18 protein-coding genes are annotated in these 26,736 nt (G+C 59.5%); 3 read left to right on the top strand and 15 right to left on the bottom strand.

The window, feature by feature from the left end; translation table 11 throughout:
• Positions 1 to 50: 50 nt before the first annotated feature.
• Together adk and ppc are read right to left on the bottom strand one after the other, a co-directional pair.
• Entirely contained in the window at positions 51 to 698 is a 648-nt protein-coding gene (gene adk, locus MME58_RS06605) for an adenylate kinase (RefSeq protein ID WP_054986701.1), read from the bottom strand.
• Positions 699 to 980: 282 nt separating this feature from the next.
• Positions 981 to 3,617, bottom strand: coding sequence for a phosphoenolpyruvate carboxylase (gene ppc / locus MME58_RS06600; protein WP_055005328.1), 2,637 nt, complete (start codon positions 3,615 to 3,617; stop codon positions 981 to 983).
• A 380-nt stretch (positions 3,618 to 3,997) separates the two neighbouring features.
• Between ppc and MME58_RS06595 the strand changes: the two genes are divergently transcribed.
• Entirely contained in the window at positions 3,998 to 4,411 is a 414-nt protein-coding gene (locus MME58_RS06595) for a DUF4398 domain-containing protein (RefSeq protein ID WP_054986699.1), read from the top strand.
• 58 nt (positions 4,412 to 4,469) lie between these two features.
• Positions 4,470 to 5,252 carry a lipotoxin F family OmpA-related lipoprotein LptF gene (gene lptF / locus MME58_RS06590; protein ID WP_054986698.1) on the top strand — a complete coding sequence of 261 codons (783 nt, stop codon included), beginning with the start codon at positions 4,470 to 4,472 and terminating at the stop codon, positions 5,250 to 5,252.
• 80 nt (positions 5,253 to 5,332) lie between these two features.
• Here lptF and MME58_RS06585 read toward each other — a convergent pair whose 3' ends face one another.
• The 13 genes from MME58_RS06585 to MME58_RS06525 all read right to left on the bottom strand — a co-directional run bounded on the left by MME58_RS06585 (position 5,333) and on the right by MME58_RS06525 (position 20,439).
• Entirely contained in the window at positions 5,333 to 5,653 is a 321-nt protein-coding gene (locus tag MME58_RS06585; protein ID WP_055005327.1) for a PA3694 family proteiin, read from the bottom strand.
• The gene (locus MME58_RS06580; protein ID WP_055005326.1) at positions 5,650 to 6,546 is read right to left on the bottom strand and encodes an alpha/beta hydrolase; all 897 of its coding nucleotides are present in this window, start codon (positions 6,544 to 6,546) and stop codon (positions 5,650 to 5,652) included. Before MME58_RS06580 ends, MME58_RS06585 begins: the two co-directional genes overlap by 4 nt.
• Before the next feature lie 316 nt (positions 6,547 to 6,862).
• On the bottom strand, positions 6,863 to 8,140 hold the full coding sequence (locus MME58_RS06575; RefSeq protein WP_054986695.1) for a flavohemoglobin expression-modulating QEGLA motif protein: 1,278 nt from the start codon (positions 8,138 to 8,140) through the stop codon (positions 6,863 to 6,865).
• A 130-nt stretch (positions 8,141 to 8,270) separates the two neighbouring features.
• Positions 8,271 to 9,050: a TetR/AcrR family transcriptional regulator gene (locus tag MME58_RS06570; RefSeq protein ID WP_054986694.1), complete on the bottom strand. Its 780-nt coding sequence runs from the start codon at positions 9,048 to 9,050 to the stop codon at positions 8,271 to 8,273.
• A 24-nt stretch (positions 9,051 to 9,074) separates the two neighbouring features.
• Complete coding sequence (lysS, locus tag MME58_RS06565) at positions 9,075 to 10,577, bottom strand: lysine--tRNA ligase (RefSeq protein WP_055005325.1); 1,503 nt, start codon at positions 10,575 to 10,577, stop codon at positions 9,075 to 9,077.
• A 69-nt stretch (positions 10,578 to 10,646) separates the two neighbouring features.
• A protein-coding gene (gene prfB, locus MME58_RS06560; RefSeq protein WP_122239444.1) for a peptide chain release factor 2 occupies positions 10,647 to 11,742 on the bottom strand; the annotation gives its coding sequence in 2 pieces (ribosomal slippage) (positions 10,647 to 11,669 and positions 11,671 to 11,742; 1,095 coding nt in all).
• Between the two features lie 126 nt (positions 11,743 to 11,868).
• On the bottom strand, positions 11,869 to 12,873 hold the full coding sequence (locus MME58_RS06555; RefSeq protein WP_054986692.1) for a response regulator: 1,005 nt from the start codon (positions 12,871 to 12,873) through the stop codon (positions 11,869 to 11,871).
• A gap of 45 nt (positions 12,874 to 12,918) precedes the next feature.
• A complete protein-coding gene (cheB, locus tag MME58_RS06550; protein WP_055005324.1) occupies positions 12,919 to 13,929 on the bottom strand; it encodes a chemotaxis response regulator protein-glutamate methylesterase in 1,011 nt (336 codons plus the stop codon).
• The gene (locus MME58_RS06545; RefSeq protein WP_054986690.1) at positions 13,926 to 16,313 is read right to left on the bottom strand and encodes a hybrid sensor histidine kinase/response regulator; all 2,388 of its coding nucleotides are present in this window, start codon (positions 16,311 to 16,313) and stop codon (positions 13,926 to 13,928) included. The genes cheB and MME58_RS06545 overlap by 4 nt, the downstream gene beginning before the upstream one ends.
• A complete protein-coding gene (locus MME58_RS06540) occupies positions 16,310 to 16,999 on the bottom strand; it encodes a chemotaxis protein CheW (protein WP_054986689.1) in 690 nt (229 codons plus the stop codon). The genes MME58_RS06545 and MME58_RS06540 overlap by 4 nt, the downstream gene beginning before the upstream one ends.
• Entirely contained in the window at positions 16,999 to 18,276 is a 1,278-nt protein-coding gene (locus MME58_RS06535; protein WP_054986688.1) for a CheR family methyltransferase, read from the bottom strand. Before MME58_RS06535 ends, MME58_RS06540 begins: the two co-directional genes overlap by 1 nt.
• Entirely contained in the window at positions 18,273 to 18,809 is a 537-nt protein-coding gene (locus tag MME58_RS06530; RefSeq protein ID WP_054986687.1) for a chemotaxis protein CheW, read from the bottom strand. The genes MME58_RS06535 and MME58_RS06530 overlap by 4 nt, the downstream gene beginning before the upstream one ends.
• Positions 18,810 to 18,816: 7 nt before the next feature.
• Positions 18,817 to 20,439, bottom strand: coding sequence for a methyl-accepting chemotaxis protein (locus tag MME58_RS06525; RefSeq protein WP_055005323.1), 1,623 nt, complete (start codon positions 20,437 to 20,439; stop codon positions 18,817 to 18,819).
• 290 nt (positions 20,440 to 20,729) lie between these two features.
• Here MME58_RS06525 and MME58_RS06520 point away from each other — a divergent pair, with 290 nt between their 5' ends.
• Positions 20,730 to 26,705: an NEL-type E3 ubiquitin ligase domain-containing protein gene (locus MME58_RS06520; RefSeq protein ID WP_055005322.1), complete on the top strand. Its 5,976-nt coding sequence runs from the start codon at positions 20,730 to 20,732 to the stop codon at positions 26,703 to 26,705.
• Positions 26,706 to 26,736: the final 31 nt, after the last annotated feature.

Here is a 26,736-nt window from a genome sequence, read left to right as displayed (position 1 = left end):
AAATGACAAATGGCCCGCAAGCGGGCCATTTATTGATCAGCCTGCATGCCTCAGCTCAAGGCTTGCAGTACTTTTGCCGTGATGTCTTCAACCGAGCCGACGCCCGGAATATGGCTGCACTTGGGCTTGCCATTCTTCGCTTCAAGCTTGCTGTAGAACTCGACCAGCGGCTTGGTCTGGGCGTGGTACACCGACAGGCGATGGCGCACGGTCTCTTCGACATCGTCCTTGCGCTGCAGCAGCGGTTCGCCAGTCACATCATCAATACCTTCGACCTTCGGCGGATTGAAGATGGTGTGGTAGATACGCCCGGAACCTTCGTGAACCCGGCGGCCGGACATGCGCTTGACGATTTCTTCGTCATCAACGGCGATTTCCAGCACATGGTCGATTTCCAGACCGGCTTTCAACAAGGCTTCGGCCTGTGGAATGGTGCGCGGGAAGCCATCAAACAGCACGCCGTTCGCGCAGTCCGGCTCGGCCAGGCGGTCCTTGATCAGGCCGATGATCAGGTCATCGGAAACCAGACCGCCTGCATCCATGACGCTTTTGGCTTTCAGACCCAGTTCAGTACCAGCCTTGACCGCAGCGCGCAGCATGTCGCCTGTCGAAACCTGCGGGATGCCGAACTTTTCAGTGATGAATTTTGCCTGAGTACCTTTACCGGCCCCGGGAGCTCCCAGCAGAATCACGCGCATCGTCATGCTCCTCAAATTTTTTATAGTGAAATCATCGGATTCGCCTCGGGGGCCAATCTAAAAAATGAATCAGGCCAACAGGCCGAAAGGCTGATCAAGATACACAGCAGACCGAGGCCGCACAAGCCGCCGAAAGTCGCAGTCAGCGCAGGCTCACCGGCTTGCGCGCCTTGATTATCGAGTGATGTGACCTGTATCAACGTTCAAGCCAGACCGGCACACACGTCTCGCCCCTGCCGCCGCCGAGCCGAAATAGCGCGGCGACGACATTGCCCGGATCGATCAGCCGGTGTTGCGCAGACCAGCAGCGATCCCCGCCACAGACACCAGCAGCGCCAGTTCCAGAGGACTGTCCAGACTGGCCTCGCGGCTGCGTGAGCGGGACAGCAGCTCCACCTGGAGCAAATGCAACGGGTCGAGATACGTGTTGCGCAGGCTGATGAATTCCAGCGTTTCAGGGCTGTGAGCCAGCAGTTGCGTCTGCCCGGTAAGCCCCAGAACCACATTGCACGCCTGCGACAATAGGTCGCGTAAATGTGCGCCTAAATGTTGCAGCTCAGCGCTGACCAGACGTTCGTCGTAAAGCCGGGCAATATCGGCATCGGCTTTGGCCAGAACCATTTCCAGCATGTCGATGCGGGTTCTGAAAAACGGCCACTGCTCGCGCATCTGGCCCAGCACCTGACCTTCCCCACGCTCCAGGGCCTTGCTCAATGCAGCCTCCCAGCCCAGCCAGGCGGGCAGCATCAAGCGCGTCTGTGTCCAGGCGAAAATCCATGGGATAGCGCGAAGGCTTTCTACCCCACCCTCGCGGCGCTTGGCGGGGCGACTGCCGAGCGGCAGACGGCCCAGCTCCTGCTCGGGCGTCGCCTGACGGAAATACTCTACGAATTCAGGGTTCTCGCGCACCACCGCACGGTAGGCACTGACTCCGTCGCTCGCCATCTGGTCCATCATCGACCGCCATGCCGGTTGCGGAGGCGGCGGTGGCAACAGCGTGGCTTCCAGCACTGCTGCCAGATAAAGATTGAGGTTCTGTTCGGCGATGTCCGGCAGACCGAATTTGAAACGAATCATTTCACCTTGCTCGGTGGTCCGGAAGCGCCCGGCCACAGAGCCCGGCGGTTGCGACAGAATCGCCGCATGCGCGGGGCCGCCGCCACGACCGACCGTACCGCCACGACCGTGAAACAGCAGCAGTTCGACCTGCTGCTCGCGACAGATTTCCACAAGTCGTTCCTGCGCCCGGTACTGCGCCCAGGCTGCCGCCGTAGTGCCTGCGTCCTTCGCTGAATCGGAATAGCCGATCATGACTTCCTGCGGGCCGTGAAGACGAGAGCGATAACCCGGCAAACCGAGCAACGTCTCGATCACCGGCCCGGCGTTATCCAGGTCGGCCAGGGTCTCGAACAGCGGCACCACACGCATAGGCCGTTGCAGCCCGGACTCTTTGAGCAGCAACTGCACGGCCAGCACGTCGGATGCGGAACCTGCCATCGAGATCACATAAGAGCCCAACGACGCTGCCGGGGCTGCTGCCACCTCTCTGCAGGTTGCCAGGACTTCAGCCGTATCGGCCGCCGGTTTGAAGTAGGACGGCAGCAGCGGTCTGCGGTTATTCAGTTCGCGCAACAGGAAGTCGATACGGGTCTGCTCGTCCCATTCCTCGTAGCGCCCCAGCCCAAGGTAATCGGTGATCTCGGTCATCGCCGCACAGTGGCGACTGGAATCCTGACGGACGTCCAGTCGTACCAGAAACAGACCGAACGTGACGGCGCGGCGCAGGCAGTCCAGAAGCGGCCCGTCGGCGATCACGCCCATGCCGCATTCGTGCAGCGACTGGAAGCACAACAGCAGCGGGTCCAGCAGCTCGCGATTGTCTCGCAGCACCGCTTCGGGCGCGGGCAAGGTCTCGCTCAGTGAAGCATTGGCCCAGTTACGCGTGGCACGCAGGCGCTCGCGCAGACGCTTGAGCTCCGCCCGGTAAGGCTCGGCACTGTCGCCGACGCTGGCCCGCAAGGCCGCACTGGCCTGTTGCATCGACAGTTCTGCGGCCAGATTGTCCACGTCACGCAAATACAGGTCAGCCGCCATCCAGCGTGCCAGCAATAGCACTTCACGGGTAACCGCAGCCGTGACATTCGGGTTGCCGTCACGATCCCCGCCCATCCAGGAGGCAAACCGGATCGGCGCTGCTTCCAAAGGCAAATGCAGGCCGGTAGCCGCGTGCAGTGCGTGGTCAGCCTTGCGCAGATAGTTAGGAATGGCGTGCCAGAGGGAATGCTCGATGACCGCAAAGCCCCATTTGGCTTCATCAACCGGTGTGGGCCTGATCCGCCGGATCTCTTCGGTATGCCAGGCTTCGGCGATCAGTCGCTGCAGGCGCGAGGTAATCTGTGCGCGCTCGGCGCTATTGAGGTCGCGATGATCGAGCGCGGCCAACTGCGCAGCGATCGCATCGTACTTCTGAATCAGTGTGCGACGTGCTACTTCGGTCGGGTGCGCCGTCAATACCAGTTCGATTTCCAGCTTGCTCAACTGGCGCGCCAGGGCATCAGGCGTATGGCCTTCCGTTTTCAGGCGATCAAGCAGCTCGGGCAGCACCCGTGATTCGAAAGGCAGGGGCTGTCTATCGTCACGCCGATGCATGAGCTGATATTGCTCGGCAATATTGGCCAGGTTGAGGAACTGATTGAAAGCGCGAGCGACAGGCAGCAGCTCGTCATCACCCAACCCGTCAACGCTTGAGCTAAGTTGCTCGGCACCCTCTGCAGAACCGCGCCTGCCAGCTTTGGCACCCTTGCGAATACGCTCGATCTTGTCGAGAAATTCAGCCCCTCGCTGATCACGAATCGTGTTACCCAACAGTTCACCCAGCAGGTGAACGTCTTCGCGCAGACGCGCATCGATATCGGCCATCGTTCCTCTCCCGGTTTTTGTCTGGGCTCAGTTACGTACCCGCCTGGCAGCACGGGCGCACATGAATTCAAATCCGCATTGCCAACAGTGCACCAAAAGCCTGCAATTCGACAATGCTTCAGCGAAAACCTGCGCGTTGAAAGAGTCATCCATTCTGATTCGAGGGCCATTGATATGACAGCCGACATACTGACCGTTGTCTGAAGGAGGCGAAAAATTCCTGACCGCCCGGTAGATATTTATCTGAACTATTCAAAAACCGCGCAGGTCCGAGCCATTAACCATTACAGGAAAGCCCGTAAGGCAGCAGGCGGTTGTACGACCTCATGCCCGGACTTGATGCAATAACTGTCATGGATAACCACGTTCGGAGTCAGACAATGGAGTTGATCACCATGAACACCTTAACTGCCAAAACCAAGTTCAAAGGCCTGCGCGGTCTCAAGTTGGCTGCGCTGGCGCTCGGTAGCACCTTTATCCTCGCCGGTTGTGCAGGTAACCCGCCATCCGAGCAATATGCAGTTTCGCAATCGGCCGTTAACAGCGCCGTCAGCGCTGGCGGTACCGAGTTCGCAGCGGTGGAAATGAAGTCGGCTCAGGACAAGCTGAAAGAAGCTGATCTGGCCATGCAGGATCACAAGTACGATGAAGCTCGCCGTCTGGCTGAACAAGCCGAGTGGGACGCTCGTGTAGCAGAACGCAAATCTCAGGCCGCCAAAGCTGCCAAAGCTGTGCAGGATGCTCGTCAGGGCGTCAACGAACTCCGTGATGAAGGCTTGCGTCAGGTGCAGTGAACGCCCTGAACACCTTCTGCTTTCATGAATTCGTAACTGATTAAAGGACGACCTTATTATGCGTAAACAATTGATGATCCCTGCTCTGCTGGCCATGAGTGTTGCTCTGGCAGCCTGTGCAACCAAGCCCAACCCTAATCTGGAACAGGCACGCAGCAACTTCACCGCGCTGCAGACCAACCCGGAAGCCACCAAAGTTGCCGCCCTTGAAACCAAGGACGCCAGCGAATGGCTGGCCAAGGCAGAACAGGCTTTCCGTAACGATGATGACGTCAAGAAAGTCGATCAGCTTTCTTACCTGACCAACCAGCGCGTCGAACTGGCCAAGCAGACCATCGCTCTGCGCACGTCCGAAGCAGCGCTGCAGAACGCTTCCGCCGACCGCGCCAAGGCGCGCCTTGAAGCGCGTGACGCTCAGATCGCTGCACTGAAAAACAGCCTGAACGCCAAGCAGACCGAACGCGGTACGCTGGTGACCTTCGGTGACGTGCTGTTCGACTACAACAAGGCCGATCTCAAGCCGACCGCCCAAGGCGACATCGGCAAGCTGGCTGCTTTCCTTCAGGAAAATCCTGACCGCAAAGTGATCGTCGAAGGCTACACCGACAGCACCGGTTCGGCGTCCTACAATCAGTCGCTGTCCGAGCGCCGTGCCAATTCGGTTCGCATGGCGCTGGTGCGCATGGGTGTGGATCCGGCTCGCGTCGTCACCATGGGCTATGGCAAGGAATATCCTGTTGCTGACAACTCCAGCAACTCGGGCCGCGCCATGAACCGTCGTGTGGAAGTCACTATCTCCAACGACAACCAGCCTGTTGCACCACGCTCTTCGATGAAATAATCGACCGGGCTGCTGCACCGAAGCCCCGCCTGCGCATACAGGCGGGGCTTTTTCATGGGCGAAGGTTTTTAACGCTGTTTTTATTGCCGGGGCGTTTGCTGGCCGAGGCAACGCACGGCCTGCCTGCGGTCATCAATCAATACGCCTGACAGGCCTTTTCGCGACGTATCGAACAGCACCAGTACGCCATCAACACACTGCGCAACCTCAACGGCCGGCGTGGCAGCGACCTTGTAATCCTCGCCGGGCACGGTTTTGAGCAGGGTGAATTCACCGAGCAGCAGCGCATCCTCAGGTTTCGCGAAATGCAGATAGCCATAGAACCACAGACAGCCCACCGTGCCGATGACCGCGCCAACAGCGCTGAGGATCATGCCGTTGAGATTACGGTCGCGGCTCATTGCGCTGGCGGTGTTGCAGGGGTCGGGTAGTTGGGCACTTCCGCGAGGCGGCGCAGGCCGTTGAAATGCGTCGGGTCGTCCAGATAACGCAGCATGACCTGACGCCAGAGAGGGTCTGCGAACGTCTGCACATGCTCACCCCGAGTCAATTGCAATACACGCGGTGGAGGCGCGGCCTTGTACAGCTCGATACCGTTGGCGAGCGGCACCAGCGTGTCGTCCATGCTGTGGAAGATCAGCATCGGTGTGCCGGCCAGTCGTGGCAGGCCATTGACGGCGCTGTCGGCCTCCGGGATCAACCAGGACAAGGGCGTTTTCAATGGCCAGGTCAGCCACGATTTGCTCAGCGAGTTTCGCGCGACACTGCGGTAGCTGGCCGGCACGCTGTCCAGCACCAGCGCCTTGAGCCGCGAACGCTCTTGCGGGTGTTCGGACAGGTAATGCACGGCCAGCGCCCCACCAATGCTTTGCCCCAGGACCACAAGGGGTTTGCCTTGCACTTGCGGTGCAGTGTTCAACCAGTCGAAAGCGGCCTGAACGTCCTGATAAACCGCTGGCAGGCTTGGCTGGCCCTGCGACTCGCCATAGCCACGGTAATCCAGCATCAACACCTGATAACCCTGCTCGGGCAGCCACCAGACGCCGCCAAGATGCCACGACAGGTTGCCACCGTTGCCGTGCAGATGCAGCACCGTGCCCTTGACCGGCACCCCTTGCCTGGCAGGCAGCCACCAGCCATGCAGGCGCGTGCCATCGGCGGCGGTGAGGTTTACATCCTGGTAGTGCAGACGCGCCTTGTCAGGCGTGAACGGAACACCCTGCTCGGGGTAGAACAACATCGAACTGCAACCGGTGAGCGCGAAAAGCAGGGTGAAGAGGCCGAGCAGTTTCAAATGGGGCTTCCTTGTTGTTTTCATCGTCACATCACTCCCGTGCCAACGCTCCGCGCCGACACGAGACTCAGGTGTATGCATGTTCTCGTTTCCACGCTCCGCGTAGTAATGCATTTCGTGACGCTCTACGTCACATTGCAGACATGGTGCGCCATTCAATCCGGCCCGGGATACAGACAGCACCGACGCCCGGGACTGTTTGCGCTCGATACCGCGCAAGGCTGCAAATTTGTGACGCGGAGCGTCACACAACGCATGCCAACGCAGAGCATTGGCACGATAGTCAGTTCGACTTGTGCAGGGCGACGATCGATGCCTACAAAATATTCGAGTAATCCGCTTCGATTCGGTCCAGGCTCAGGTGATTGAGGAAGTTGGAGAAGCACATCCAGGCCGACAAGGCGTTCATGTCGCGGAACTGCTCAGGCAAGTATTTGGGTGCTACCACCAGCCCTTCATCGACCAGTTGCCGCAGGGTTCGCATGTCTTCCAGCGTGGTCTTGCCGCAAAACAGCAGCGGCACCTGTTCGAGCTTGCCCTTGCGCACGGCCAACTGAATGTAGTTGTAGACCATGATGAAGCCTTTCAGATAGGACAGGTCTTTGGTGAACGGCAGGCCGTTAGGCACCGAGCCGCGGAATACGCGGCTGGCATTGCCGTAGCTTTCCGACATGCCAAAACCTTGCTCGCGGTAGAATTCGAACACTTGCAGAAAATCAGCGCCCTGCTCCGCCATGTGGATGGCGCGCGTACGATTGGTCAGCTTGCGCAGACGACTGGGGTAGGAAGCAAAGGCAATGACTTCCATGAGAATGGCCAGGCCTTCCTGAGTCACCGTCGATGACGGCGGACCTTTGGACAGAAACGTACAGATCGGCTGGTTTTGCCCGTTCAGCGTGGTGCCGACGTGCACCAGTCCCTCGTGAACCTCCAGCGCTCGTACGTCCCGCTCGTTGAACATCGCGTCAGTGCGGATCTTGATGTAATCGGCACCGGCAGCCGCGTCGGCGACGATCCCGTCGGACTCGAACACCCTGATGGTTTCCTCGGCCTCACCGAACACACGGTTCAAACGCGATTGCAGCAGCGAAACCGCATCCTTGGCCGTAAGGGTTTTCGCTTCGTCCTTCAGGTCACCGCGCCCGGCGATGTTGTTCAGGTAATCCGAAAGCATCAGGCCAAGATCGGCCAGCGTCGGGTCGCCGGCATGGAAGGCATCGGACGCAGCGCCATACAACTCCTGCGAGATCAGCCCGAAGTCGGGCGTGCCGCGCGCTTCAAGCATACGCACCACCATGCGGTATTCACGGCACATGCGACGCATGATCTGACCCACCGGGTTGAACTGCCCCAACTGGCGCGTGACGTCCCGCTCGATGTTCTGAAACTCTTGCTTCAAGGCTACCGAATCGAAGCCCAGCGGACGGTTTTCGTAATACGCACGGTCCACCGCAGGAAGCGCCTTACCCTTGGCGGCCAGAAACTCCTTGCGAACGGTCTCGTCCCATTTAACCGCATCCAGAATGCGAATCGGCGTCTGTGCAACGACGATCCGATCCGATAAAGCACGAATAGTCTGTTGATACTCGTCCACCGGTACTCCTTGGCTGTCTCGCTACTGCTCGATGGCGAAGGAAAGCGCGCCATCGCTGGAAAATATCGAAATTGGCAGGATCGTCAAGCCGTCTGAACGGCCGATCCAGAGCACGTCGAAAAAAGTATAGTCACCCTCGAACCGGCTGCGGCGTGCCCAGCACCAGGCGCATCTGTCGGGTCAGGATACACAGCATTTCTTCGTCTGCCTGACGCTGTGGCCCATGAAGCAGACCTTGATACTCCATGCGCCGGATGAGCCCCGTCAATACCTGAGCATCCTGATAGGGCTGCAGCGAGCCAATGACCTGGAAAAACTGACAGCTGCCCTGCAACAGAATTTCCTGATGGGCCATTACCAGCGGCGTCAGGCGCGGGTTGATCAGTGCTTCGTGGTAGAACGCCTGCTCAGCGATCAGATAGTCGCGACGGGTCAGCAACTGATGCCGGATATGCTCCATTACCATCCGTGCAATGTCATCAGCCAGCCGAAAACGGTCGGTCGGGCTGCCTGAACTGCGACTCATCATTTCACGCAGAATGACTTCGGTGTTCTGCCACAGTCGTGCCAGGTAGTCGGCACTGCGCTGTACATACTGGGCGAAGGCATCGGTGAGCAGGTCATCGATATCCTTGAAGTAATAGGTCGTTGCTGACAACGGCACGCTGGCCTCGGCGGCCACCGCCCGATGACGCACGGCGCGTACGCCATCGCGCACCACGATGCGCATGGCCGCGTCGAGAATCACCTGCCTGCGTTGTTCACTGCCTTCGCGTGCAGCCTTGCGACCCTGATACTTGACGCTTTTGGCCACCGCGCTCGCTACGCCGGCGGCCCCTTCTCTGGCAATCGTCACGACAGTTTCCTTTTTGGGATCGTCCCGAAAAACACCTAAAAAAAAGCCGCCCATTGAAGGCGGCTGTTTTTCCACTGGTTACGCTTGCGGGCGCATGTGCGGGAACAGGATCACGTCCCGAATCGACGGCGAGTCGGTAAGCAGCATCACCAGCCGGTCAATACCGATCCCCTCACCCGCCGTAGGCGGCATGCCGTACTCCAGCGCGCGAACAAAGTCGGCGTCATAGTGCATGGCTTCGTCGTCACCGGCGTCCTTGTCGGCCACCTGAGCCTGGAAGCGTTCGGCCTGATCTTCGGCGTCGTTGAGCTCAGAGTAGGCGTTGGCGATTTCGCGACCGCCGATGAACAGCTCGAAACGGTCGGTGACGCTCGGGTTTTCGTCGTTGCGACGGGCCAGCGGAGACACTTCGAACGGGTATTGGGTGATGAAGTGCGGCTGCTCCAGCTTGTGCTCGACCAGTTCTTCGAAAATCATCACCTGCAATTTACCCAGGCCCTCGAAGCCGAGCACCTTGGCCCCGGCCTTTTTGGCGATGGCACGTGCCTTGTCGATGTCCTGCAGGTCAGCAGCGGTCAGATCAGGGTTGTACTTGAGGATGGAGTCGAACACCGACAGACGCACGAACGGCTCGCCGAAGTGGAACACCTTGTCGCCGTAAGGCACGTCGGTGCTGCCCAGGATCAACTGCGCCAGTTCGCGGAACAGTTCCTCGGTGAGGTCCATGTTGTCTTCGTAATCGGCGTAGGCCTGGTAGAACTCGAGCATGGTGAACTCGGGGTTGTGCCGGGTTGAAACACCCTCGTTACGGAAGTTGCGATTGATCTCGAAGACTTTCTCGAAACCGCCGACCACCAGGCGCTTGAGGTACAGCTCAGGCGCGATGCGCAGGAACATTTCCATGTCCAGCGCGTTGTGGTGGGTTTCGAACGGTTTGGCTGCCGCGCCGCCTGGAATGGTCTGCAGCATCGGCGTTTCGACTTCAAGGAAGTCACGCTTCATCAGAAAGCTGCGAATATGAGCAATGACCTGCGAGCGCACGCGGAAGGTCTCGCGCACGTCCTCGTTGACGATCAGATCGACGTACCGCTGGCGATAGCGCTGCTCGGTGTCGGTCAGACCGTGGTGCTTGTCGGGCAGCGGACGCAGCGATTTGGTCAGCAGGCGAACGCTGGTCATCTCGACATACAGGTCGCCCTTGCCGGAGCGCGCCAGGGTGCCTTCGGCAGCAATAATGTCGCCCAGGTCCCAGGTCTTCACCTCGGCCAGGGTTTCTTCGGGCAGGGTCTTGCGGTTGACATACACCTGGATGCGCCCGGACATGTCCTGAATCACCATGAACGAGCCACGGTTGAGCATGATGCGACCGGCAACCTTGACCGGAATCGCTGCCTCTGCCAGCTCTTCCTTGGTCTTGTCGACGTACTGTTTCTGCAAGTCGTTGCAGTAGCTGTCGCGGCGGAAGTCGTTGGGGAAGGCCTGACCCTTGGCACGGCCTGCAGCAAGCTTTTCCTTGCGCAGGGCGATCAGGGTGTTTTCTTCCTGTTGCAGGGCTTGCGGGTCGAGTTGTTGGTCGCTCATGTCTTTAAATATTCCATCACAGGTTCGCCCTCGTCCTGCGACGAGGGGCTTGAGGTGTCGGCTGACGGTTTACAGCCCTTGCTTGAGGCTCGCGATCAGGTATTCGTCGATATCGCCATCAAGCACCTTGTCGCAGTCGCTGCGTTCGATGTTGGTCCGCAGGTCCTTGATACGCGAGGCGTCCAGTACATAGGAGCGAATCTGATGACCCCAGCCGATATCGGACTTGGTGTCTTCGAGGGCCTGGGACGCTGCGTTGCGCTTCTGCACTTCCTGCTCATACAAACGGGCACGCAGCATTTTCATGGCGGTGTCCTTGTTCGCATGCTGGGAACGTTCGTTCTGGCAACTGACCACGGTGTTGGTCGGAACGTGGGTGATACGTACCGCCGAATCGGTGGTGTTTACGTGCTGACCACCGGCACCGGAGGAGCGGTAGGTGTCGATGCGCAGGTCCGACGGATTGATGTCGATTTCGATGTTGTCATCGATTTCCGGCGAAACGAACACCGCAGAGAACGAGGTATGGCGACGGTTGCCAGAGTCGAACGGGCTCTTGCGCACCAGACGGTGAACGCCGATCTCGGTACGCAGCCAGCCAAAGGCGTATTCACCCTTGATGTGCACGGTAGCGCCCTTGATACCGGCGACTTCACCGGCGGACAGCTCCATGATGGTGGCGTCGAAACCGCGCTTGTCAGCCCAGCGCAGGTACATGCGCAGCAGGATATTCGCCCAGTCCTGCGCTTCGGTTCCGCCGGAACCGGCCTGGATGTCCAGGTAGGCGTTGTTAGGGTCCATGTCGCCACTGAACATGCGGCGGAATTCGAGTTTTTCCAGCGATTCGCGCAGGCGCTCGACTTCGGCAGCCACGTCATCGACGGCAGCCTGGTCTTCTTCTTCGGCGGACATCAGCAGCAGGTCTTTGGCATCGGCCAGCCCCGAGGACATTTCATCCAGGGTTTCCACGATCTGCGCCAGCAGGGAGCGCTCGCGCCCCAGTTCCTGGGCGTAGGCCGGGTTGTTCCAGACGTTTGGATCTTCGAGCTCGCGGTTGACTTCGGTCAGACGATCATGTTTGTGATCGTAGTCAAAGATACCCCCGAATGGTTTCGGAGCGCTCGGACAAATCCTTGATGCTGTTTAGGATCGGGTTGATTTCCATGGTGGGCAGCACTCGCAGGCGAAATTTTCAAAGCCGACGAGTATACCCCAGCCCGGGCCGCTAAGGCAGCCCGTCGGGCAGGCGTTCTGCTGCCTATTTTATCGGCAGCAGGACAGCAGGCTGTCGTCAGCCCGCTGCAACCTGATTGCGTCCGTTGTTCTTGGCCAGATAAAGGCCCTTGTCGGCGTCCAGAATCAGCTGACGGCTGTGCATCCCGACCTGCGGCGTCATGGTCGCGACACCAATGCTCACGGTCAGGCTGGAACCGGGCGTCGGCGCGATGTGCGGGATATTCATGCCCGCCACGCTCTGGCGCAGTTTTTCAGCCAGCAGACGCGCCCCGCCCGGAGAAGTATTGGGCAGAACCATGGCGAACTCCTCGCCACCGTAGCGCGCCGGCAAGTCCGACGGGCGACTGCAACTGTTGCGGATGGCTTTCGCAACCTGACGCAGAGCTTCATCGCCCTCGAGATGCCCGAAGTTATCGTTGTAGGCCTTGAAGTAATCGACATCGATCATCAACAGCGACAACTGCGCCTGATCACGCGTTGCCCGTCGCCACTCCAGTTCCAGATACTCATCGAAATGGCGACGGTTCGACAGCCCCGTCAGGCCGTCGGAGTTCATCAGGCGTTGCAGCACCAGATTGGTGTCGAGCAATTGTTGCTGGCTGACCCGCAGGGCGCGGTAGGCCTCGTCACGCTGCAAGAGCGTCATGTACGAGCGAGAGTGATAACGAATGCGTGCTACCAGCTCGATGTTGTCCGGCAGCTTGACCAGATAGTCATTGGCCCCGGCCGAGAAGGCAGCGCTCTTGATCAGTGGATCTTCCTTGGTCGACAACACGATGATCGGAATATCGCGGGTCAACGGGTTGCTGCGGTATTCGCGAACCAGCGTCAGACCGTCCAGGCCCGGCATCACCAGATCCTGGAGAATCACCGTCGGCTTGATCTGCACTGCCTGGGCAATTGCCTGATGCGGGTCGGCGCAAAAGTGAAAATCGATCGATTCGTGGCCAGCCAGGCCACGCCGGACTGCCTCGCCAATCATGGCCTGATCATCAACCAGAAGCACCATCGCGGTGTTTTCATCCGGGGTCTTGATCTCGTCCGTCTGCAGGTCATGCATGATGTATCTCCTGATCGCCGACCACCGGTGCGGACACCTGAACAGTCATTGAGTGAACACCTCGATCAAGCGAGGTGCAATGGCGGGCAATGGGCGAATCTCCACGGCAGCATCAATGGCTGCAGCAGCCTTGGGCATGCCATACACGGCAGAACTGGCCTGATCCTGAGCGATGGTCAGAAAACCACGCTCACGCATTGCCTTGAGCCCCTGCGCACCGTCGCGCCCCATGCCGGTCAATAGAACGCCGACTGCCTCACCACTCCAATAACGGGTAACGCTCTCGAAAAACACATCGATCGAGGGCCTGTAAACTTCATTCACCGGCTCTGCGGTATACGCCAGCGTACCGTCCTTGAGCAAACGAATATGATGATTGGTCCCGGCCAGCAGCACCACACCGGGTTCTGGCGTTTCGCCTTCTTTTGCCAATCTTACCGGCAGGCCGGAAGCGGAACTCAGCCACTCGGCCATACCGGCAGCGAAAACCTGATCGACGTGCTGCACAAGGACGATTGCTGCCGGAAAGCTCACCGGAAGCCCCTTGAGAAGTATCTCCAGCGCCGCCGGTCCACCCGCAGAGCAGCCGATCGCGACCAGCCTGTCGCGCCTTGAAGACTCCGACCTGGGCGCAGCCATCACGCGCTCAGGGCCGACACGCTGACCGATCAGCCAGTCGATGTTGAGTATCTTGCGCAACAGGGGTGCCGCCGCCTCTCTGGGGTTGGGGCCGCCGATGGCAGGCGTGTCCACGACATCCAGTGCACCGTGGCCCATCGCTTCGAACACGCGGCGCATGTTCTGCTCGCGGTCTACCGTCACAATGACGACAGCGCAGGGGGTTTCGGCCATGATCCGGCGTGTAGCCTCCACGCCATCCATGACCGGCATGATCAGGTCCATCAGGATGAGATCGGGGGTCTGCTCGACGCAACGCTGCACGGCGTCGGCACCATTAGACGCCACCCATATGATCTGGTGCGCAGGCTCGAAAGCCAGCGCACGGCGCAGGGCCTCGATGGCCATGGGCATGTCGTTGACGATGGCAATCTTCATCCTTGCGCGTCTCCTATCAATTCGACAACAGCGTCGAGCAAGGCATCATCATGGAAACTGGCTTTTGCCAGGTAGTAATCAGCGCCGGCGTCCAGGCCGCGACGTCGGTCTTCTTCACGATCCTTGTAGGAAACGACCATCACTGGCAACGACTGCAGACGGGTATCCCGGCGCAACAGCGTCACCAGCTCGATACCGTCCATGCGCGGCATGTCGATGTCCGTGATGAGCAGATCAAAGTCCTCGGCACGCAGTGCATTCCAGCCATCCATTCCGTCCACGGCAACCGACACTTCGTAGCCACGACTGACCAGCAGCTTGCGTTCCAGCTCGCGAACGGTCAAAGAATCATCGACCACCAGCACTCGCTTACGCGACACAGCGTCGACCTGACGGTTGCGCCGGTCAATGCGCTCGAGGCGTCCGGTGTTCAGGAGCTTCTCCACCGAGCGCAAAATGTCTTCCACATCAATGATCAACACGACCGACCCGTCATCGAGCAAGGCCCCTGCCGAAACGTCCTGAACCTTGCCCAGACGCGCATCGAGCGGCATCACCACCAGCGTGCGCTCGCCAATGAAGCGTTCGACGGCTACGCCATAAACGGCGTCACGCTCGCGAATAACCACAACCTTGAGCGACTCGCCGGCATTCTGGGCCGGGGGGCGATTCAACAATTGACTGGCCGAGACCAGCCCCACATGACGGTCTTCGTCCCAGAAGTGCTGACGCCCTTCCAGTTGCAAAATATCATCCGGTTGCAAATCGCGCATGCGCTCGATATGAGCCAGAGGAAAGGCATAGGCTTCCCCGCCTACTTCCACCACCAGGCTGCGCACCACTGAAAGCGTCAGCGGCATTTCAATCCTGAAGCGACTGCCCTCGCCAGCCCATTGCTGCAACTCGACACTGCCATGCATCTGGCGAACCATATGCTGCACCGCATCAAGGCCGACACCACGGCCGGATATCTGCGTGACCTTGTCGCGCATGCTGAAACCCGGCAGGAACAGAAAGCTGAGCAGTTCCTCTTCACTCAACTGCGCGGCGGTTTCGGCAGGCGAAAGCTTGCGGTCGACGATGCTCTGGCGCAGACGCTCCAGATCCACACCGCCGCCGTCATCGCTCAGTTCGACCACCAGCAAGCCAGCCTGATGCGAAGCCTGCAAACGAATCAGACCTTCAGGATCCTTGCCGGACGCCACGCGCTTCTCGGGTGATTCGATGCCGTGATCCACAGCATTGCGCAACAGATGGGTCAATGGCGCATCGAGCTTTTCCAGCACATCGCGATCAACCTGGGTCTTCTCCCCTTCGATCTGCAAGCGGACCTGCTTGCCCAGTTCACGTCCCAGGTCGCGAACCATGCGCGCCTGACCGTTCAGCACATCGGCAAAAGGCCGCATACGACAGGCCAGCGCCGTGTCATACAGCAACTGCGCACGCTGCGCCGACTGCCAGCCGAACTCATCCAGCTCGGCAGTCTGCTGGACCAGCACGTGCTGCGCCTGGGACAACAGGTTGCGCGCATCTTCAAGGGCTTTCTGCACATCGGCCGGAGGGCCTTCTTCGCCAAAGCTGGCACCCAGCACTTCAAGCGCACGGTCGCTGCTGCTTTGCAGGCGTTTGAGACGCTGCATACCGGCCAGCAGCGGCTTGAGTCGCTGGGTCTCGACCAGCGATTTGCTGGACATATCCAGCAGACCGTTCAAACGCTCGGCGGTGACCCGCAACACACGTTCGCCGCCCTCGGCCACCCGACGCTCACGCAGCGGGATAAACGGCGCTTCCGGTTCCCCAACCGGGATGGCGGCTGGGATGGCGGCTGGCATGGCCACAGGATGCGACTCTGCTGCGCGCGGCTCAGCGACGGGCTCGATCGCTGTCGCCGGGGCTTCGGCTGAGGACTCAAGCTGCTGCATCGCGCTGGCCAGCAAGGCATCCGACGCCGGGTCCAGCAGCGGCGTACTGAACGTGCGCGCAGCACCAGCGCTGGATGCCAGAAGTGTATTGAGCCTTTCGACATAACTGTCGATATCGGGCTGAACGACGCTGTTACCGCCGGGTGTGGCAATGCGCATTAACAGATCGGTTCCCGACAGCAGCGCGTCGATATGCTCGGCCTGTAGTAACAGACGCCCTTCCTGAGCGCTGACCAGACAGTCTTCCATCACATGCGCAACACTCACCCCGAAATCGACGCCGACAATCCGCGCCGCGCCCTTGAGCGAATGCGCTGCACGCATGCAGGCTTCCAGTTGATCCGCCTGGGTCGGGTTACGCTCAAGCGCCAACAGGCCCGCACTCAGTACCTGGGTCTGCGCGTCGGCTTCCAGTGTGAACAGTTCAAACAGCGAGGCGTCACGCATTTGATCTGGCGTCATGTGAGGCTCCGATGCACCGCTGACAACAACTCTTCTTCGTCCAGCCAGCGCAGGCTGCGGTCCTTCCATTGCAAAACGCCGCGAGTGAAACGGGCATTGGCATGGGTGCCGGAGGCAGAAGCGGCTTCAAGTTCACGCTCGTCAATGGCGTGAATGCCGTCAACCTCGTCAACCGGCACTACCACCGGACCACCTTCGGCAGCAACGATCAACATGCGCGGCACCACTCTCGAAGACGGGTTACTCGCCGCATTGCTGTCCAGACCGAGCAGTTCAACCAGCGATATGCACGCTACCAGAGCACCGCGTACATTGGCGACACCCAGCATCGCTCGTGAGCGCTGGTGCGGCAGCGAGTGAATCGTCTGGTTGGGGGCGACCTCCGAGAGGCAGCGCGAAGCCAGCCCCAGCCACTCTTCACCGAGACGGAACACCAGAATCGAACGGGTCTTGATGTCGCGCAGCAACACCGAGCCCTGAAAGTGTTCATGCGACTCCTGGGCCAGCGCATAGCGGTCCAGCAGTCGGGTAGCCGCAGCGGAATAAACCGCGCAGTTGCGGCAGTGAATGTGCTCTTCAAGCAACGGACAGGAGCGATCTCCGTGAATGCCGATGCGGTTCCAGCAATCATCGATATCCAGAGCCTGGTCATGGGTAAGACTGGAAAAACCGGACAGCCCCGTCATCAGTGGTTTCCTTGTTTGTTCGCGCCACGTGCAGCACGGTCCTGCAAGCGCCGGGCCCCGGCACTGTCACCCTGAGCGGCCAGCAGTGCGGCAAGTTGGGCCAGCGATTCGGGGTGCTGCGGTTGCAGGTACAACGCCTTGCGATAGAAACCCTGAGCCTGAGCCACGTTGCCTTCCACTTCGCTGAGCAGCCCGAGCCAGTAAAATACCTGTGCGACCGGCTCATGCTGTTGCAGATAGCGTTCACAGGCGGCCCGCGCTTCGGCACTTTTACCCTCATTGGCCAGACCGGCAATCCTGTCCAGAAGTGCTGATACCTCGCCATTGCCAGCCGCAGCGACCGGTTTCACCACAGGCGCAAAGGCTGCAGACGTTCGTATGGCGGGCCGTGGTGGCACAGGTGCCCTGACAGGTGCTTCGACGACTGGACGCGGAGCGGACGGCGTCGCCGTCGGCACCGGTATCGGAGCCGCTACGTCGACCGGCGCATGTCGGAAGGCAAATGATTGCGCAATACCGATCGAGCGCATGCCGATACCTGCCAGCAGGTTGCCCTCGGCCGGACCGATGAACAGCAGGCCGTCTTCACGGGTCAGTTGCTTGAGGACCTTGAATACATGCTGCTGGGTCTGCCGATCGAAATAGATCACCAGATTGCGGCAAAAGACGATGTCATACGCGACCTGTGCAGCCAGTTTCGGATCGAGCAGGTTGCCCGCCTGAAAACTCACACAGGCGCGAACACTGTCGGCGATTTCAAAGCCGTCGGTAACCGGGTTGAAATAGCGCTCTCGATAGCCGATGTCACTGCCCCGGAAAGAATTTTTGCCATAGATGCCATACTCGGCCTTGGCAATGGAGACGGGGCTGATATCGATGGCATCGACTTTGAACTGCCGGGGCTCGACCCCCGCATCGAATAACGCCATGGCTATGGAATAGGGCTCTTCGCCGGTTGAACACGGCAGGCTGAGAATACGCAGCGGGCGGGCGCCGGCAAGGCTCGCGATCCGTTCACGAGCCAGCAGGCCTAATGTGACAAATGATTCCGGGTAACGAAAAAACCAGGTTTCAGGGACGATCACCGCTTCGATCAGCGCCTGCTGCTCTTGAGACGATGACACCAGAAGATGCCAGTAGGCATCGCTGTCGGGGCAATTGGCGGCCGTTGCGCGCTGCCGCAAGGCGCGCTCGATGATTGCCTCACCGACGGAGGTCACGTCCAGCCCGATACGCTCCTTGAGGAAGCTGAAGAAACGCGAATCGTCACCCTTCATGGCGCGTCCTCAAGCAGTGCGAGGTCGACTGGCGGCACCGGGTACAACAGCTCGCGAACCGGCTCGCTCAACAACTCCTGAACGTGAATCCATTGCAGCAGCCCCAGCTCATCCTCGCGAACCGGCCCCAGGTAAGGCGACAGACGATTGTCCAGCCCGTATGCCTTGAATTGCGAGACCGGGCAACGCAGCGTTTCGGTGGCCTGCTCCAGAATCAGCCCGAGCAACTGCGCCGGGTGCGCGTCGTCGTGCCGATAATGCACCAGAACCATGCGAGTGCTGGTGCGCGAGCGCGCTGACTGACCGGAGTTCAGCGCACTGATATCAATTACCGGCACGATCTCGCCACGGTGGGCAAAGATTCCCGCTACCCAGTGCGGTGCCTGGGCAATGGCCTTGAGCTTCACGCGAGGCAGGATTTCAGCGATCTCGGTCGCGTCCAGCGCATAGCGGTCTTCGCCGATGCAAAACAGCAGAAAAAGTTTGCTTGCGGTCAGTGGCGTGCCGTTGCGCCTCGGCGATTGGTCCGTCATTGAATGTTCAGACCTTGAAACGCGAAACGCCGCTGCGAAGCCCGACCGCGACCTGACTCAACTCGTCGATGGCGAAACTGGCCTGGCGCAGGGACTCGACGGTCTGGCTGCTGGCATCCGCCAGTTGCACCAGTGCCTGATTGATCTGTTCGGCGCCCGTAGCCTGGGCCTGCATGCCTTCATTGACCATCAACACGCGAGGCGCCAACGCCTGAACCTGCTGAATGATCTGCGACAATTGCTCTCCGACCTGAGTGACCTCGAACATGCCACGGCGCACTTCTTCGGAAAACTTGTCCATGCCCATGACGCCTGCAGAAACTGCCGACTGGATTTCACGAACCATCTGCTCGATGTCATACGTGGCAACGGCAGTCTGATCGGCAAGGCGGCGTACTTCGGTGGCAACCACGGCGAATCCGCGGCCGTATTCGCCCGCTTTCTCGGCCTCGATGGCCGCATTGAGCGACAGCAGATTGGTCTGGTCGGCCACCTTGACGATGGTGACGACCACCTGGTTGATGTTGCCGGCCTTTTCGTTGAGGATTGCCAGCTTGGCATTGACCAGATTGGCGGCGCCCATTACCTGATGCATGGTGTCTTCCATGCGCGCCAGCCCCTGCCGGCCGGAACCTGCGAGGATCGAGGCCTGATCTGCCGCCGAGGTGACTTCGGTCATGGTTCGAACCAGATCCCGCGAGGTGGCGGCAATTTCCCGCGACGTCGCGCCGATCTCGGTGGTGGTTGCAGCGGTCTCGTTAGCCGTGGCCTGCTGCTGACGAGACGTCGCGGCGATTTCAGTCACCGAAGTGGTCACCTGAACCGAAGAACGCTGGGCCTGCGCAACCAGCGCGGTCAGCTCGGTCATCATGTCGTTGAAGCCGGTTTCGACCGCATTGAACTCGTCCTTGCGGGACAGGTTCAGGCGAGTGCTCAGGTCGCCGGTACGCATGATGTCCAGAATCCGAACGATCAGCTGCATCGGTGCCATGATCGAACGCATCAGCAGCAGACCGCAGGCCGCAGCCGCCAGTACTGCCACCAGCAGCGACAGGATCATACTGATCTTGGCAGCGAGTACCGCGTTGACGATATTGGCGGTGGCCTGATCAGCCAGTTGCTTGTTGGCAACGATAAGGTCGTTGAGCTGTTTGCGGCCAGTGAGCCACACCGGGTTGACCTCGCCATAGAACTCGGCGCGCGCACCGGCGTAATCGCCGCGATCGTACTTGGCGTGAACCTCGGCGAGCATGCGCGAATACACCTCACGACGCTTTTCGAACAGCGCAAAGCTGTCCCGGTCCGCGTTATCGAAAATGGACTTCTTGTAGCCGTCCATTTGCGCCTGCAGGTTCTCGTCGAACGCTTGAAACTGGTCTTTTTCCTGCTTGGTCATCGCACGCGCCTCGCCTTCGGCGATCAGCTCCAGCGTGCGGATGTAGCTTTCTCCCCAGGCGCTACGTACCAGCGTGCTGTAGTAGACGCCGGGCAACGCATCGAGACGGACTTCTTCCTCGCTGGACTCGATGGACAAAAGTCGTGAATAAGATACAACGACCATCAACAGCATGATTGCGATGATGACGGCGAAACTCGCCAGAATCCGTTGGCGCAAGGTCCAGTTCTTCACAGTCAGCCCTCAAGAGTTCAACGACGGCGTCGGGCCGTGTTCAAGAAGCGGACCGACGAGCGGTCCAAGCGGCGTGAGTATAGCCCAGCCGTCAACCGGTACGCGGGGAATGCAAAACCAATCATGGCACTTGTCCATTTACACTCTTTCCCTGCCTGCTTGTCGGCAAGCGCCACCACTACTTGAGCACACGAAGTGAAGAACATGCCCTGCACATAGATAGTTAGCACTTGCAGTAAGGATCACAAACGTAAGCTTTGTTGCCTGTTCACTCATGACAAGGCACTTCAATGCTGGATCAAACGCCGGCGGGCAATGCGTCTGCCACTCCACATGTACACCTTATAAAAGATAAATCACCTGCGTGGCTGCTTGACGCAGAACCGGCAACGCATAAAGCCTTGCGCCGCGCAGCCACACATCCGCTGCAATGGCTGGAGCGCGCGCGCAAGTCCAGCCCGGACGAAGTAGATAAACTGCAGCGGCTTTACACGCGTCAGCGCCAGAACGAACAACAGGTTTGCCCGACGCTCGATCGTCTTTCGACGCTGGAAGACTTTGCAAAGCCCCTGTTGACGGCGGCTATCAAGGATCGCTTCGGGCTGGACGTGGACGTCACTGCGACATGGCTGTTTCACGCCCGCCGGGCACGGATCGACCAGTCGTTCCTTTCTGCGTCCAGAGACCCTGTTATCCAGGCCAACAAAGCGCTGAAGGCCGCCAACCAGAGTCTGCTCAAGGCTGCGCTGCAAAATTTCGAAGCGTGGGAAACAGCGCTTGGTGCGATGGACTCGGAATCGGGTCTCAAGGCTCAGGTGTTTTCTTCGTTTGAAATCATCGGTCAACAGATCAACGGTAAATCCCTGCCGATTTCCCCCAGCGGGTTCGCGGCGATGTGCCGTGATCTGGACTTGGGCGGCCAGTACCAGAGACACCTGGAATCCGTTTTCCGTACACCCTCGTTACCCGAAGAAACTGCGGACGCCGCAGCATCCAGGCTGCGCAGGGACTTTATGCAACTGCAGTCATCGTCCATCCGGCTGCAGTTGCAGATTGCATCGTTGCAGGAACGCGTCAGCCCGACTTTGCAGGGCGCATTACTGGATATTCTCGACGGCAAGCAAAACGTCCGACTCGATAACACGCCCGTCAACTGCAGCCTACTGTGCCTGGGGGATGTCGAACTTGTCGGCCTTCTGGTTATCGGCAAGGACCGGGACAGCGCAACTCAAGCCGAAAAGATTGTCGTCTATATTCCGGATGATCCCGTTGCGCCGCTGAAGGAATACGACTCGGTCGAGGTCTTTATCAACGCGCTGCGTGATCGGATGTTCACTCAGGGGTATCTGGACTTCTTCACGCGTTTCATCCCGGCGCGCCATCGAAGCGCCTTATTCGAAAGGTTGTCTGAACGCCTTTACCCGAACGTCAGGAAAGGGGGGATTTTCGAGCGTCAGTGGCTAGAGCGTGAAGCAGACCGAAACGCACGGCTGGACCTCAGGGAGGTCGCGCTGCAAGGCCCCTTGCTGGACGCTTTGTACGATCGCAAACGTGCAGCCTTGAAGAACGACGCACTGTTTCATGGCGTGCCAACGGCAGCGCAAGATCAGAAAACCTCCGACGAGCGTCTGCAGTACTTCAAGGACAAAGCCTTCGATGTCTTGAATATCGCAGGCTTCGTCGTTCCGGTATTGGGCGAAGTGATGATGGGCGTCACGGCCATTCAGTTGGTCCACGAAGTTTATGAGGGCGTGGAAAGCTGGGCCAAAGATGAGAAACAGCAAGCGTTCGCCTACCTGTTCGACGTGGTGGAGAACATCGCCCTGATGTCGGCGCTTGGTGCGGCGGCGACAGGCGCATCAGGCATCCCTGCGATACAGGTGCCCGAGTTCGTACGCGGCCTCAAACCCGTAGAATTGCCGAGTGGAACCACTCGTCTGTGGAAGCCTGATCTGGCACCGTTCGCCCATGACATCGTGCTGCCGAAGGGACTGCAGCCCGACGCCACTGGCCTGTACACATGGCAGAACAAGCAGTGGCTGCCCCTTGAAGGGCGAACCTATTCAGTCAGACCCGGCTCAACCGGCGAAGGTTATCGGATCGAACACCCTACCCGTCCGGAAAGCTACCAACCCGCCTTGCGCCACAATGGAGCGGGAGCATGGCTGCATGAGGCCGAGCAGCCGCTGGAGATGGAAGGGCTGAGACTGTTTCGACGGCTGGGGTACTCCAGTGAAACGTTTTCCGACAAAGCAGCCAGCCGTATCGTGAAAGTCAGCAATACGTCTGAATCCGTGATGCGCGAGGCGCTGGCCGATCAGCGTCGTCCACCGGCATTGCTTGAGGACACGGCACGCAGGTTCAGGCTGGATCAGGAAATCGAGCGGTTCATCGAGCAGATGGAGGCCAACGAAGTAAACGCAGCGGCCTCTCTTCAACTTGAATTGCTGAGCCAGGACCCAGGCTGGCCAAACACTCATACACTGGTGCTGGTGGATGCCGAGGGCAGTGCGCTGCAGACATTCGCTTCGGCACGTCAGCCGGTCGCAGGCGCTACCCGTAGTAATATCGAAGTTCGTGCCGACCAGCCAGATGCCCTGCGCCAGGTGCTGGAAAAGCTGAGCAACAACGAAATCCGGACCCTGCTCAACGAAGAGTTCGGCGCGGGGCAGCTCGGTCTGTCACCGCGACTGATCAGACTGCGGGCGCAATTGGTGGCGCGGGCCCGAGCTACCCGAACCAGGCTGTTCGAGTCACTTTACCGTGCCTTGAAGGTCACCGAAGCAGACGGCGCGCACACCATTCTGCAGGTGTTTCCCGGACTGCCGCCTTTGGTTGCTCAGGAACTGGCCAGTCATGCATCGCCGGCAGAACGGGTCCAGCTCATGACGGCACGCCGTGTACCGTTACTCATGGCCGAAGAGGCCAGCGCCTATTTACAGCAGGTAAGACTCGCGCGGGCCTATGAGGGACTTTATCTGGCCTCGGTATCCAGCGCCGATACCGATTGTCTCGTGTTGCACAGCCTTGAAGCTCTGCCGCAATGGCCTTCACAGGTCAGGCTGGAGGTCCATGATCGATATTTCGGTGGGCGGTTGATCGACAGCATCGGCCCTAAGGAGGCGACTGTCCGCAAAGTGCTGATCAAAGACGGCAATCGTTACGAGACACGAGACGCTGACGACCAGCACCAGCATGGGCTGGACGATTTGTATTCGTCCGTGCTGCATGCCCTGCCCGATGCGGAACGTAACCAACTGGGCTTTGCCCACACCAGCCAGGGCCCCGCGCTGGCAACGCTGATCCAGGAGAACTCCCTGCCCCGCCAAAACCTTGCGCCATTGCTCAAGATGCAGGCAATCAAGCCAGGCTCGAGATCGCCCATGCGTCTGGCCGACGGTCGACTTGGCTATCCTTTGAGCGGCCGTGGCAGAACCGACTGGCACATGACCGACGAAAGCCTGCTGGACAAGATCCGCATGCTTGAGCTGGAGGACGCATTCCCCGAAGACATCCTCAGTCGACTGCGCCACATCGGCTGGGACAACAGGTCCATCGACGAGCGGCTCAACGCTCTGCTGGGCGAGCAAATGGTACTGCGGGCAAGTCTTGACGCCTGGGCCTATGAAGTCGTGGCCATGCCCGCCATGAGCCAGGCTCACATAGACAGTCGCACGCGCATCAACGAGGCTATCTGGAGGCACTGGCGCCTCTCCAATCTTCCCGAGATCGGGCGAACACTCGAACCGCTGCGCCTGCAATCGGTGTCCCTGACCGATTTCCCGCGATACCTGCCGGAGTTTGTGCATGCCCGTGTTACCGGGCTGTATCTGGAAAACATATCGGTCGAACCCAGAACAAGACCTGGCGCAGGGGACATCACGCCTGCGGGCATGAACCTGCCCCGTCAGTTGACCAACAGTTTCGAGCTTGGGAGATTCTTGCAACGCTTCCCGCACGCTCGCTCACTGAGCCTGGTCAGCGAAGCGGGGGCCGTGGCGGATCCCGAGACCTCAATCTTTCTCAACCTGCCCCAGCAGGTGTCCAGTGTGCTGCCTCAACTCACCGAGCTGTCGCTGATCAATCAGGGAATTTTTCTCGATCAGGCGCAGATGGATCACCTTCGCGCGATGCCTGAGCTGAGGAGGTTGAACCTGAGCGGCAATCGGCTGGTCAGCGTACTGCCCATGGATCTGGGCTGGCTGCATCTCGATCGACTGATACTGGAGCGAGTCGGCATGCATCGCTGGCCTTCATGGCTGACGGACATGATCCCGAATAATATTCGTGAGCTGTCGGTGGCCCACAACAACCTGACCGAACTGCCGAGCTGGATCCTCGACAACCCGCCGAGCCCCGAGCATCAGACCCTGATCGACTTGCGTGGCAACAGCCTGTCCCGGCACTCAGCGATGCACGCGCGAATCAATGAGGCCGTAGACGGCAGTTCCTTCCGCTTTGTCATGGACACTCCGGCGGCTATGCAGGCGGCTATAGACCTGCAACTGAGCGAAGGCAGGGAATTATCAGCAGCAGTCGATCATTGGGCGCAGGCTTCAAGCTCCATGGCCATCCCGGATGAACACTCCGTCGAAGCCCGCCGCCGGATCGGCAGGGCACTGCTCGATCACTGGCGAGCGTTCAGCCTGGGGCAAATCCATCGGCCTTTGCGCCTTGCAGACATTGCACTGAGCGACTTCCCCCGACAGTTGCCGAGCTTCTTCTATCGCCAGATACGCTATCTGCACCTGAGTAGAATCACCGGCACGGTGTCTGATCTGAACCAGCTGTTGCGCCGCATGACCGATCTGAACTCGCTGGAAATGGGGGGACATGTCGCACCGCTGCTGCAACTGCCATCGGCGCTGCTTGAACTTAGATCGCTTCGCTCGTTATCCCTGATCGATCAAGGGATGCTGATCGACCAACAGCACATCGATTTTTTCAGCCGGATTCCGACGCTCGAGCGGCTGGAACTCGATGGTAATCGTATAGGCACTATTCGAGACCCGTCCGCCCTCAACAACACTGCGCTCAACTGGCTGTCGCTGAACAATGTCGAGCTGGCCGAATGGCCTGCCTGGGTTGACGGCTTGATTCCGGCACATTTAAGGACGCTGTTGCTGGACGGTAATCTCATCACCGACCTGCCAGAGAACATCGTCGCCAACCCCCGGAGCGAATTTTCGCACACGGAGATCAGCCTGCTGAACAACCCGCTTTCCGAAGACGCCATGCGTCGAGCACATTTGTCAGAACGTTACGGACGCTCGTTCAGCTTCGACATGGACCTGCCGCCCGATCTCCGGGCGATAGGGTGGACCGAGCAGCATGACTCGGACTCGTCGATTTCAGATTATCTGTCCTCAGAGAGCGCTGAGGCATCGACACCGGAGCCCGTTACTGCCGAACCCTGGCTCGATGACAGCAACGCCCTGAGCACAGCGCGGCGCAAGATCTGGGAACAACTGGAAGCCAGCCAGCATACGCGCAATCTTCTGGATCTTGTCGGATCGCTGCGCCATAGCGCCGACTACCGCAACTCGGCCAGTCGCCCGGCACTGCAGGAACGCGTCTGGCGTGTACTCGCCACTGTGGGACAGGACCCGCAACTGGGGATGACCCTCAACGCTATCGCTGAAGAACCGCTCAGGCTGTTTCGTGACAACAACACCTGCCCGGACGGTATCCTTCTGGAGTTCAACCAGATGGAGGTACTGGTGTTCATTCGCCAGTCATTGCAGGACGTCGTGCCGGAGCAACGAGGTGCCTTGCTGTACCGGCTGACAACCCGGCTCTATCGGCTTTCCGAGCTGGATGCTGCCGCTCGCGAACAGACCGGAAGCCGTGATGAAGCCGAAGTCCGCCTGGCTTATCGCACACACTGGGCAAGCGCGCTGGACTTGCCTGTCCCGCCGGAGGGCATGCTTTACCAGGCCCACGCTGCCATCAGACCGGGCGAGTTCGATGCGGCCCTGCTCCGCGTGCAGACCGGCGAACAAGGCGAGCCATTCCTGCGCTTCGCCGAGCAGCAGGATTACTGGATCAACTACCTGCGCGAGAACCATGCTGGACGATTCGACGCACTCGAGCGCCTGTACCGGACTGACCTGACCCGTCTCACCGACGAGTTCGAGCAACGCAACATCAGCCTCGACAGCGCTGAATACGAAGGGCGTATTCGGGAGTTCGAAGCGAGGTTCAAGCAACAGGAAACTACGTTGATCAGGGAACTGACCAACGCTGAAGGAATGGAAAACCATTGATGGAACAGGTTGCCTGGCTACACACGGTGCG

Origin of the sequence: Pseudomonas syringae pv. tagetis (assembly GCF_022557255.1) — a bacterium.
Lineage (GTDB): Bacteria > Pseudomonadota > Gammaproteobacteria > Pseudomonadales > Pseudomonadaceae > Aquipseudomonas > Aquipseudomonas caricapapayae.
Note: the sequence above shows the minus strand (reverse complement) of the source record. Positions and strands in the feature narration are given on the sequence as shown.

Excerpts from the sequence above, each read along its gene's own strand:
- adk (WP_054986701.1), bottom strand. The coding sequence starts at position 698 with ATGCGCGTGATTCTGCTGGGAGCTCCCGGGGCCGGTAAAGGTACTCAG.
- ppc (WP_055005328.1), bottom strand. The coding sequence starts at position 3,617 with ATGGCCGATATCGATGCGCGTCTGCGCGAAGACGTTCACCTGCTGGGT.
- MME58_RS06595 (WP_054986699.1), top strand. The coding sequence starts at position 3,998 with ATGGAGTTGATCACCATGAACACCTTAACTGCCAAAACCAAGTTCAAA.
- lptF (WP_054986698.1), top strand. The coding sequence starts at position 4,470 with ATGCGTAAACAATTGATGATCCCTGCTCTGCTGGCCATGAGTGTTGCT.
- MME58_RS06585 (WP_055005327.1), bottom strand. The coding sequence starts at position 5,653 with ATGAGCCGCGACCGTAATCTCAACGGCATGATCCTCAGCGCTGTTGGC.
- MME58_RS06570 (WP_054986694.1), bottom strand. The coding sequence starts at position 9,050 with ATGGGCGGCTTTTTTTTAGGTGTTTTTCGGGACGATCCCAAAAAGGAA.
- lysS (WP_055005325.1), bottom strand. The coding sequence starts at position 10,577 with ATGAGCGACCAACAACTCGACCCGCAAGCCCTGCAACAGGAAGAAAAC.
- MME58_RS06555 (WP_054986692.1), bottom strand. The coding sequence starts at position 12,873 with ATGCATGACCTGCAGACGGACGAGATCAAGACCCCGGATGAAAACACC.
- cheB (WP_055005324.1), bottom strand. The coding sequence starts at position 13,929 with ATGAAGATTGCCATCGTCAACGACATGCCCATGGCCATCGAGGCCCTG.
- MME58_RS06545 (WP_054986690.1), bottom strand. The coding sequence starts at position 16,313 with ATGACGCCAGATCAAATGCGTGACGCCTCGCTGTTTGAACTGTTCACA.
- MME58_RS06540 (WP_054986689.1), bottom strand. The coding sequence starts at position 16,999 with ATGACGGGGCTGTCCGGTTTTTCCAGTCTTACCCATGACCAGGCTCTG.
- MME58_RS06535 (WP_054986688.1), bottom strand. The coding sequence starts at position 18,276 with ATGAAGGGTGACGATTCGCGTTTCTTCAGCTTCCTCAAGGAGCGTATC.
- MME58_RS06530 (WP_054986687.1), bottom strand. The coding sequence starts at position 18,809 with ATGACGGACCAATCGCCGAGGCGCAACGGCACGCCACTGACCGCAAGC.
- MME58_RS06520 (WP_055005322.1), top strand. The coding sequence starts at position 20,730 with ATGCTGGATCAAACGCCGGCGGGCAATGCGTCTGCCACTCCACATGTA.